Annotated in this window: 12 protein-coding genes; 3 read left to right on the top strand and 9 right to left on the bottom strand. The window is 47.1% G+C overall.

The annotated features are described in order from the left end of the window. Together Q0174_RS08200 and Q0174_RS08195 are read left to right on the top strand one after the other, a co-directional pair. Nucleotides 1–444, top strand: a 444-nt coding sequence (locus Q0174_RS08200; RefSeq protein WP_298043201.1) for a hypothetical protein, incomplete at its 5' end; no start/stop codon positions are given. Further along, nucleotides 441–1532: an ABC transporter permease gene (locus Q0174_RS08195; protein ID WP_298043200.1), complete on the top strand. Its 1092-nt coding sequence runs from the start codon at nt 441–443 to the stop codon at nt 1530–1532. The genes Q0174_RS08200 and Q0174_RS08195, both read left to right, overlap by 4 nt. A gap of 259 nt (nt 1533–1791) precedes the next feature. Here the strand turns inward: Q0174_RS08195 and Q0174_RS08190 are convergent, their stop codons facing one another. The 6 genes from Q0174_RS08190 to Q0174_RS08165 all read right to left on the bottom strand — a co-directional run bounded on the left by Q0174_RS08190 (nt 1792) and on the right by Q0174_RS08165 (nt 4945). Beyond that, a complete protein-coding gene (locus Q0174_RS08190) occupies nt 1792–2610 on the bottom strand; it encodes a hypothetical protein (protein WP_298043198.1) in 819 nt (272 codons plus the stop codon). 151 nt (nt 2611–2761) lie between these two features. Continuing rightward, a complete protein-coding gene (locus tag Q0174_RS08185) occupies nt 2762–3424 on the bottom strand; it encodes a hypothetical protein (RefSeq protein WP_298043196.1) in 663 nt (220 codons plus the stop codon). A gap of 110 nt (nt 3425–3534) precedes the next feature. Further along, entirely contained in the window at nt 3535–3726 is a 192-nt protein-coding gene (locus Q0174_RS08180) for a hypothetical protein (RefSeq protein ID WP_298043195.1), read from the bottom strand. Beyond that, nucleotides 3723–4244: a hypothetical protein gene (locus Q0174_RS08175; protein WP_298043194.1), complete on the bottom strand. Its 522-nt coding sequence runs from the start codon at nt 4242–4244 to the stop codon at nt 3723–3725. Before Q0174_RS08175 ends, Q0174_RS08180 begins: the two co-directional genes overlap by 4 nt. A 107-nt stretch (nt 4245–4351) precedes the next feature. Then, nucleotides 4352–4597: a hypothetical protein gene (locus Q0174_RS08170; protein ID WP_298043192.1), complete on the bottom strand. Its 246-nt coding sequence runs from the start codon at nt 4595–4597 to the stop codon at nt 4352–4354. A gap of 123 nt (nt 4598–4720) precedes the next feature. After that, the gene (locus Q0174_RS08165; protein ID WP_298043189.1) at nt 4721–4945 is read right to left on the bottom strand and encodes a hypothetical protein; all 225 of its coding nucleotides are present in this window, start codon (nt 4943–4945) and stop codon (nt 4721–4723) included. Between the two features lie 178 nt (nt 4946–5123). On the opposite strand from Q0174_RS08165, the gene Q0174_RS08160 reads away from it, so the two are divergent. Continuing rightward, complete coding sequence (locus Q0174_RS08160; protein ID WP_298043187.1) at nt 5124–5276, top strand: hypothetical protein; 153 nt, start codon at nt 5124–5126, stop codon at nt 5274–5276. Nucleotides 5277–5429: 153 nt separating this feature from the next. On the opposite strand, the gene Q0174_RS08155 is transcribed toward Q0174_RS08160, so the two are convergent. Genes Q0174_RS08155 through Q0174_RS08145 form a run of 3 tightly spaced genes read right to left on the bottom strand, consistent with a single transcriptional unit; the run spans nt 5430 to nt 8204 of the window. Next, nucleotides 5430–6194, bottom strand: a complete 765-nt coding sequence (locus Q0174_RS08155) for an ABC transporter ATP-binding protein (RefSeq protein WP_298043185.1) — start codon at nt 6192–6194, stop codon at nt 5430–5432. Beyond that, complete coding sequence (locus tag Q0174_RS08150; RefSeq protein WP_298043183.1) at nt 6178–7158, bottom strand: iron ABC transporter permease; 981 nt, start codon at nt 7156–7158, stop codon at nt 6178–6180. The genes Q0174_RS08155 and Q0174_RS08150 overlap by 17 nt, the downstream gene beginning before the upstream one ends. Beyond that, a complete protein-coding gene (locus Q0174_RS08145) occupies nt 7158–8204 on the bottom strand; it encodes an ABC transporter substrate-binding protein (protein ID WP_177388356.1) in 1047 nt (348 codons plus the stop codon). The genes Q0174_RS08150 and Q0174_RS08145 overlap by 1 nt, the downstream gene beginning before the upstream one ends. Between the last annotated feature and the right edge of the window lie 125 nt (nt 8205–8329).

Below are 8329 nucleotides of genomic sequence, written 5' to 3'. Positions count from 1 at the left end.
TCGCGCGCGAATAAAGTCGAAATCGAAGCAGGGCGCGGATGCAGCATAGCAGAAAAACGGCGCGCGGTTAAGCTTGCTCATGCGGGCGGATATTTGAATTCTGCGCGGCGCTACATAGCGCGATTTTGTAGCGCAGCTGTACGGCACGGCTACAAAGTAGGGCGCGAAGAAAAATTTAGTAAATTTGACTTCACAAACGCGCTTTTAAATTCCATCTACTTACCGCCGCGTAAATTTAAGCTTGCACTTTTAAAATTTACGCGCGAGGTGTCACGCAATGGATCTGAAATTTTAAAATTTGTGCCCGAGCTGCGTAAATTTAAACCCGCGTCCGCGGTGCGTTTAAATTTCGCTTTAAATTCCATTCCACCCGCCAGCGCCTCCAAATTTGAAAATGGCGCTAAATTTAAAGGTGCCGCTAAATTTGAAAGGAGCGCGCGATGAACGCTCTGCGAAAATCCCTGCTTCGAATTCGCGCGCTGATAAAAAAGGAATTTTTGGCGATGTTTCGCGACAAGGGCACGCGCATGGTGCTGATCGTGCCGGTGCTGGTGCAGGCGATCATATTCGGCTACGGCGCAAATTTCACCCCCGAGCAGGTGCGCTACGCGATTTTGGACGATGCCCGCGATGCGACGTCCACCGCGCTGGTGCAGAGCATCGCCGCTACGCCGATGTTTAAGACCGAACTTGGCTGCAAAGACCTAACCTGTCTGCGCCGCGCCGTAAGCGAGGGCGAGGCGATCATTGGGATCTATTTCGGCAGCGATTTTAAGGATACGCACGAGTTTCTGATCATCGCGGATTCGCGCAATACGACCTTGGCGAACACCGTCATCGGCTTCGTGCAGGCCATAGCGGGGGAATACAACGCGCAGCATTTTGTCAATTTAATCAGCATAAATCCGCGCTATGTTTTTAACGAAAACACGATCACGCGCTACACGATCATGACGGGGATGATTTTGGGGCTTTCGATGATTCAGGTGCTGATACTATCGGCGTTTAGCGTCTCTCGCGAGCGCGAGGAGGGGAGCTTCGATATGATGCTGATGACGCCCGCAAACCCGCTTGAGATGCTGATCGGCAAGGCTGTGCCGCCCGTGCTGATCGCGATCGCGCAGGGGCTCGCGCTGTTTTTGATCTGCGTATTTTACTTCGAAATTCCGTTTCGAGGGCACTTTACGCATCTTTTTGCGATCATCGCGATCTTTAGCGCCTGCAACGTAGGCATCGGGCTCGTGATCTCGACCGTCTGCAAAACCTCGCTACAATCGGTCGTGAGCTCGTTTTTGTTCCTGCTGCCGTGCATTATGATAAGCGGGCTGATAACGCCTGCGGACGCGATGCCGCGGTGGTTTTACTACATCGCGCACCTCGATCCGATGTATTATGCTAACAACTGCATGTGGCGGATCTATCTGGAGGGCGCGGGCCTGGGCGAGCTGTGGCATCTCATCGTGCCGCTGCTGCTGATCGGCGCGGGTACGATGGCACTGGCCGCGTCGCTTTTTAGAAATAAGCTGGATTAGGGATTTAGATCGGAATTTTATAATTTCAGCTGGAATTTTGGCTTGGATTTTGCTTCGTCGGAATTTTTGGATTGAACCTCTGCTTAAAATTTTAAATTGATCGCGGAATTTCGGCTTGGATTTGCCCTAAATTTTGCGCGTTCGTAGCGGATAAAATTAAATCAAAATCCCGTGTTTCCGCTCGATGCGCCGTGCGCCGCGATAAAATTTCGCGCCTTAAATTTTAAAAATTTTACGAAATTCCGTATTGCGAGTAGAGTTAGAATTTAAATCCGGGGTTGCCCGGGCGTCTTGCGGCGGTCGTATCATCTGCGCTCACTTTGGAAGTAGGCATATTTGCGGTATCTGCGCTCGCCTTGGAAGCGGGCTTTTTCGCATCGTCCGCGTCTGATTTCTTAAAAGCGGCGAGTTTGCTGTAAATGCTCGGTTTTTCGCCGTCCGCGCCTAGCTTGGCGCCATCAAGCTCGCTAGAATTTTCCGCGCCGCATAACCTTGCGGGGTTGAATTTTATCCATGCTATGATTAGCAAAATCCCCGAAAACGCCGTTACCAGCGACGCTGCGATTAGATACGGCAGCGCGAGGATTACGCCTATTTTAGCTAGCGCGCCCGATACTGCTTCGCAGGGCCATGCCACGGACACCACTATGCCGTAGATTTTAAATAAATCCACGCCGCTAAGTGTGGCTAGGCGGCAGTTTAATACGCCCCAGATTATCACCGCTGCGCACGTCGAAAGGACGTAGAGCAGGGTGTAGAGTAGACCTAGCATCGCGCCCTCTTTTAGCGCTACTACCATGGCGCAGTAGCACAAAATCGCGACGATCGGGATACTTTCTATCAGCCTATAGGTCTTAACGAAGCGCACGCCTAGTGCCTTTTCTAGGCAAACGAAGCAGTCGTAAAATATCGCTAGTGTCGCTAGCAGCGCTAAAACTCTAAAAATCGCGACCGCGTCCTCGTCTATGCTGCTTACGCCCACCGTGCCGCTTACGCCGATGCCTAGCAAAATCACGGCACCTAAAACTCCGCGGAATTTCGCCTTGCGAAGCAGATCTTGCTTTGAAATTTCTTTCATTTTTATCCTTTGAATTTTCTAAATTTACGCGCTATCTTGCGGCTTTGCTGCTGCGGCGGCGCGCTTGACATTGCTATAACAGCGCGGCTTTGGACGTTGCGGTTTAGACTTGCAAAAGCGCGTGGTCGCCGCAAAACGAAAGCGCTTCGGCTTAGGCGAGCTTTTCTATCTTGCTCCAAGCTAGCAGGTGCACGATGCTAGTTATCACAAGAGCGATGAACGGCAAAAATTCCTTTAATGATGTAATGACTAAAGCCACAACCGAATCGTCAGTTTGCGGCTTGGAGTTAGCCAAACCGAAGGGCCCTGCGCCACATAGCCAATTTAGCGCGAAAAAGAAGGCGCAGAGCCACACATAGGTGCGAAAGGCGCTCACGCCGCTTACTCGCGCCAAAGAGAAATTTATGCGAAGCCACGCTACGATTATGTAGATTGCGGCTGCGGGCGCTGCTAAATTCCATATTGTCTCTCCTGTTGTCTCTCTAACCATCTCTTCTCTACAAGAACTTATCGGATGAAATAATGAAAACACCGAGATACAGATGAAAACAATTATGCAGTTGCGGTAAAGCGCCGCCGCTTTTATGCCGGTGAGCGCTGAAATTTTGCTGAGTGCTCTTAACCTATAAATCACCGAGAAGCAAATAAAAGCGATAAAAATTCCACCTATGATCACGATATTATATGGATACCCCGGTATGCCCTCAAAAACAAAATCTATCGCCATCAAAACCACCGGTAACGCCGCTAAAAACAGATCGATGCCGGTGCTGATCATCCCATTTTTTCTTGCTTGAGATACGGTGTTTTGCACGTCGTATAACTCCTTTTAAAAAATTTATTTCAATATGCAAAAAGCAGATGTAAAACGCTAATCAAACCGAAAAGAGCGAAATTTTATCGCGACGAGAGGTTTGCGAAATTTTAAACCTCTGCGTTTATCTTTTCTATCTTGCTCCAGGCGAGCAGGTGCACGATGCCAGTTATCACAAGAGCGATGAACGGCAGGAGCATTTTGGATAACACGACGACGATAACCAAAGCAGAAGCCGGCTCGGCGCCCGTCTGCAACTTATAGGCGAATAAACCGTAGAGCGCTACATTGCATAGTATCATAGTATATTTAGCACGAAAAGTCCCACACAGAGCCACACATAAGTCCGAAAGGTACTTACGCCGCTTACGCGCGCAAGCGAAAAATTTATGCGAAACCATGCGACGATTATGTAAATAACGCCTGCGAAAAGCGCTAGTCCAAATATCGCCGCAAATGGATTATCACTCTGCCCGCCGTCTGCGTCAGGCTCTCTCGGATAAAGGTAATTGAGCACGAGCGCTAGCGCAAAAAAGCAGACGCAGATTATTATGCAGTTGCGATAAAGTGTCGCTGCTTTTATGCCGCTAAGCACTGAAATTTTTCGGAGCGCCTGCAATCTGAAAAATACTGAAACACAAATAAAAGCAATCAAAATTCCGCTAGCGATATAATTTATCATCTCGTCGTCAAGGCGCCATGTCTCGCTGAAAGAGACATAGCCTACTACGATAAAAACCACGGGTAGCGCCGCCAAAAACAGATCGATGCCGGTGCTGATCATCCCCTCTTTTCTTGCCTGAGATACAATGAATTGCATATATAAACCCTTTTTAAAATTTGCTTTGAAGTATATATAAACAAACATAAAACACGGATTAAATCGCAAAAATAGGAATTTTATCACGATGATATATTTGCGAAATTTTAAACTTTTACGCTTATCTTTTCTATCTTGCTCCAGGCTAGTAGATGCACGATGCTAGTTATTGTGAGGGTTATGGGGAATATCAAATGGTATAGTGCATTTAACGGAAAAAGGATGACGCAGAGCCACACATATGTCTCAAAGATCCCCACGCCGCTTACGCGCGCTAGAGCAAAATTTATGCAAAACCACGCTACGGCTATGTAAATTGCGCCTGCAAACGCTATCAAAATGCACAATATCATTGCCAAATGCTTGTGTGAGATCGATAAAGGAATCGATAAAAAGATGCTTGTTATGGCAATGACACAGATGCAGACAATTACGCAGTTGCGGTAAAGCGCTACCGCTTTTATGCCGCTAAGCATTTAAATTTTGCGGAGCGCTCTTAGCCTGAAAAATACCGAAACACACAAAAGAGCAAAAATAATTCCGCCAATGATATAGGTAGCCGTCTTGTTGCCGCTAAGTCCTAGCATATCGTCCTTAGCAATATCTAGCGCAACTAAAGTCGCAGGCACCGCCGCTAAAAATAGATCAATGCCGGTGCTGATCATCCCCTCTTTTCTTGCCTGAGATACGAGATCTTGCATAATAAGCCCTTTTAAAATTTGCCATGAAGTATACATAAACAAACGTAAAACACAGATTAAACCGCAAAGATTAAAATTTTAAAATTTCATCGCGGCAAGCTTGCATACTGCGGAATTTCGGAATTTCATCGGAGCGAGCATAAATTCCGTCGTGGAATTTTAAAATGGAATTTAGCCTATGGTTTGCAGGGTAGAATTTCGCGGCAGAATTTCAAATCTCAAGCGCGGCATACTTTCATCGCATGTTTCGAAAGCCGGCAAGCCGCAGGCAGAATTCCGCTATGAGATTTCTGCTCGGAATTCTGCGGCAAAATTTCACTATGGAATTTAGACCGGAATTCTATGGCAAAACCTCGATATAAAATTTTAATCAGAATTTCAAGACGGCATTTCAAGACAAAATTCTGCGATTTAAATTTCGCCCAGGACAAAAATCCCACGATTTAAAATTTCGCGCCGATTGATGAGTTGCTTTGTCGCGCCGCTACTTCACCTGCGCGCTGAAAATTTGCGTGATGCTGGGGATTTGCGCGCCTGCAACGTCAAATTTTGCCGTTTTGATCTGTACGCCGTAGAGCGAGCTAAGCGCGATTTCGGTTAAAATTTCGTTACTTGCGCCGTAGTTGTAGCTAAGATCATTTCGCAAGATTAGTGTGCGATCGGCGACTGCGAGGGCGTGGTTAGGCTGATGGGTGGTAAAAACTATGCTCGCATTGCTATTTGAGCGTAGATTTGCGATGAGGCTTAGCACGCGGTCTTGGTTTTTGATATCAAGCGCGCTGGCAGGCTCGTCCAAAAACAGCACGTCGCTGCCGCTAGCTAGGGCTCTAGCAAAGAGCACGAGCTGCCTCTGCCCGCCGCTAAGGGCGTTAAAGCTGCGCTTTTGCAGATGGGCGACGCCTAGCGTATCCAGAGCATCAAGGCAGATTTGAATATCCTTTTTGCCAGGTTTTGAAAAAAGCGAGATCTCGCGTACCCGCCCCATCAGTACGATGTTAAGCACGCTGTAATCAAACGCGACGTTAAAGCTCTGCGGCAAGAAAGCAAATTTTGCCTTGCGTACGATCTCGCCTTCTTTAGGCTGTAAAATCCCCATCATACACGACATTAGCGTACTTTTGCCTTGCCCGTTTAAGCCCAAAATCGCTAATGTTTGAGAGCTGGCAAGCTCGAAGTTTAAGTTGCGAAAGCAGAATTTTTCCGCCTCGTAGTAAAAGCCAGCATTTTTTACCTCAATTAGATTTTGCATTTTTAGCACTCCTTTTTAGAAGTAGGGCAAAGATCGGGCTTCCGATGAGAGCGGATAGAATTCCTAAAGGAATTTCGGCGCTACTTAGCGAGCGAGATAGATCGTCGATTGCCAGCATAAAGATCGCTCCTGCGATGAAGCAGGCGGGCATTAGCTTCACGTGGTCGCTGCCCGCGATGAGCCTGGTGGCGTGCGGCACTACAAGACCTACCCAGCCGATATTTCCGCTGACGCTAACTTGTACGGCGATCAGAGCAGTGCAAAGCGCTAGGATCGTGCAGCGCAGAAACTTAACATCCACGCCTAGCACGCGCAAATCATCATCATTTAGGCTGAGTAGATTAAACCGCCATCTCAGCGCGATTAAGACTGCAGAAGCGGGCAGGGCGATCGCGCACATCAAAATTACTTTATCATATCCTGCGCTTACGAAGCTTCCCAGTAGCCAAAAAACGATATTAGGCAGTACTTCCTCATCGTCTGCCAGATACTGCACCAAGCTCGTAAGTGCGGCAAATACGCCGTTAATGACTATACCTGCTAAAATGAGTGAGAAAATATCAGCGCGTGCTACGAATTTTGCCAAAAGATAGAGCAAAAATAGCGCCGCAAGTCCGAAGCAAAATGCAAACCCCGCAAGCCATAAGCCGCTCAATCCTAGCAAAATACAAAGCGCGCCGCCGAATGCCGCTGCAGTGCTAACGCCTACGATGTGCGGGCCAACGAGCGGGTTTTTAAATACCGCCTGCAAGCTCAAACCCGCGATAGCAAGCGCTCCACCGCAAAGGCTGGAGAGTAGAATGCGCGGAATTCTAACATCCAGCATCACACTTTTGGCGGCTTCATCGCCGCCTCCGCTAAAGAGAATTTTAAAAATTTCTTCTAACGGTATATGAAACTGTCCGCTAGCGAGCGAGATTAGCGCCAGCACTACCCAAAGGAGAAATAGGATTAGGTTCAGCATTATTTTTGATATTTGACGCGGTAAAATTTCTCGTAGAATTCCTCTACTTTTTTATCAAAGTTTGCGTCCTTAAAATTTTGCGGATAAAGTTTCATCGCAAGCCATTCCTCGCCAAGCGCCATCGCTTCGGCAGTCGGATGACCCCATGCTTTAACGAATTCGGGCATTAGATAAATTCTATCCTCTTTCACGGCGCTAAGACCTTTTAGCGCAGGGTTTGCCTTAAGTTCGGCAGGTACTTGAGGATAGCGGTTTTGCACTAAGATAATCTGCGGATTCCATGCTAAAATTTGCTCCGGCGAAACCTGTTTGTAGCCCTTTATATCTGCAGCAGCGACGTTCGTCGCACCCGCTCTTGCTAACATTACGCCAGTATATTTGCCGCTACCGTAGGTCGTAAGATCGGGATTTGCCATATAAACTCTAGGTCTTTTATCTACAATAAAATTACTAAATTTGGCATTTAAATCAGCTTGCGATTTTTTAACGAAATCTATTAGTTCAGCGGCATCCTTTTCGTGATTGCTTAGTTCGCCTAGAATTTTAACTCCCTCGTAAAAGCCCTCATCGTAAGCAGCGAAGCTATCGCGCTCATCTTTAAAGGTCGGATTTAGCTTAGCTTTTTCCTCTTGTGCAGAGCTGAAAAATGAAATACCTACGACTGGGATTTTCAACTCCTCCATTTTAGCGATATATTCTTTAGGGAAGTAGTTGACCACTACGACCGCATCGGGCTTTAGACTAAGCAGAGCTTCGTAATTGACATCTTTGATATCGCCTGGATTAGGTAGGTTTTTAAAACTCGGTGCCAAACGATTATACTCTTTGCCTAGGCGCTGCTCCCAGCTTTTTAGGATGCCTACGACCTTATCTTGAGCGTTGATTTCGTTTAAGACATTGAGTGCTTCGTGGTGTAGCACGACGATACGATTTACTTGATCCGGGATTGTGACCTTGCGACCGAGCTGATCGGTAATCGTGCGATCTGCAAAAGCCAGGCTAGCGCAAAGCGCTGCACCAAGAAGGATTGAGTGAAGTTTAAGCATTTTTTCTCCTTGAAAATTCCGCAAAATATGCGGGGTTAGAATAGCGGAATTATAGCTGATCGGCATAAAATCTAGATAAATTTTTATATAATGGGAGATTTTATGATATAAAAACATGCACTGAT

Source organism: uncultured Campylobacter sp. (assembly GCF_937996225.1).
Lineage (GTDB): Bacteria > Campylobacterota > Campylobacteria > Campylobacterales > Campylobacteraceae > Campylobacter_B.
This window is presented reverse-complemented; position numbering and strand designations above follow the sequence as displayed.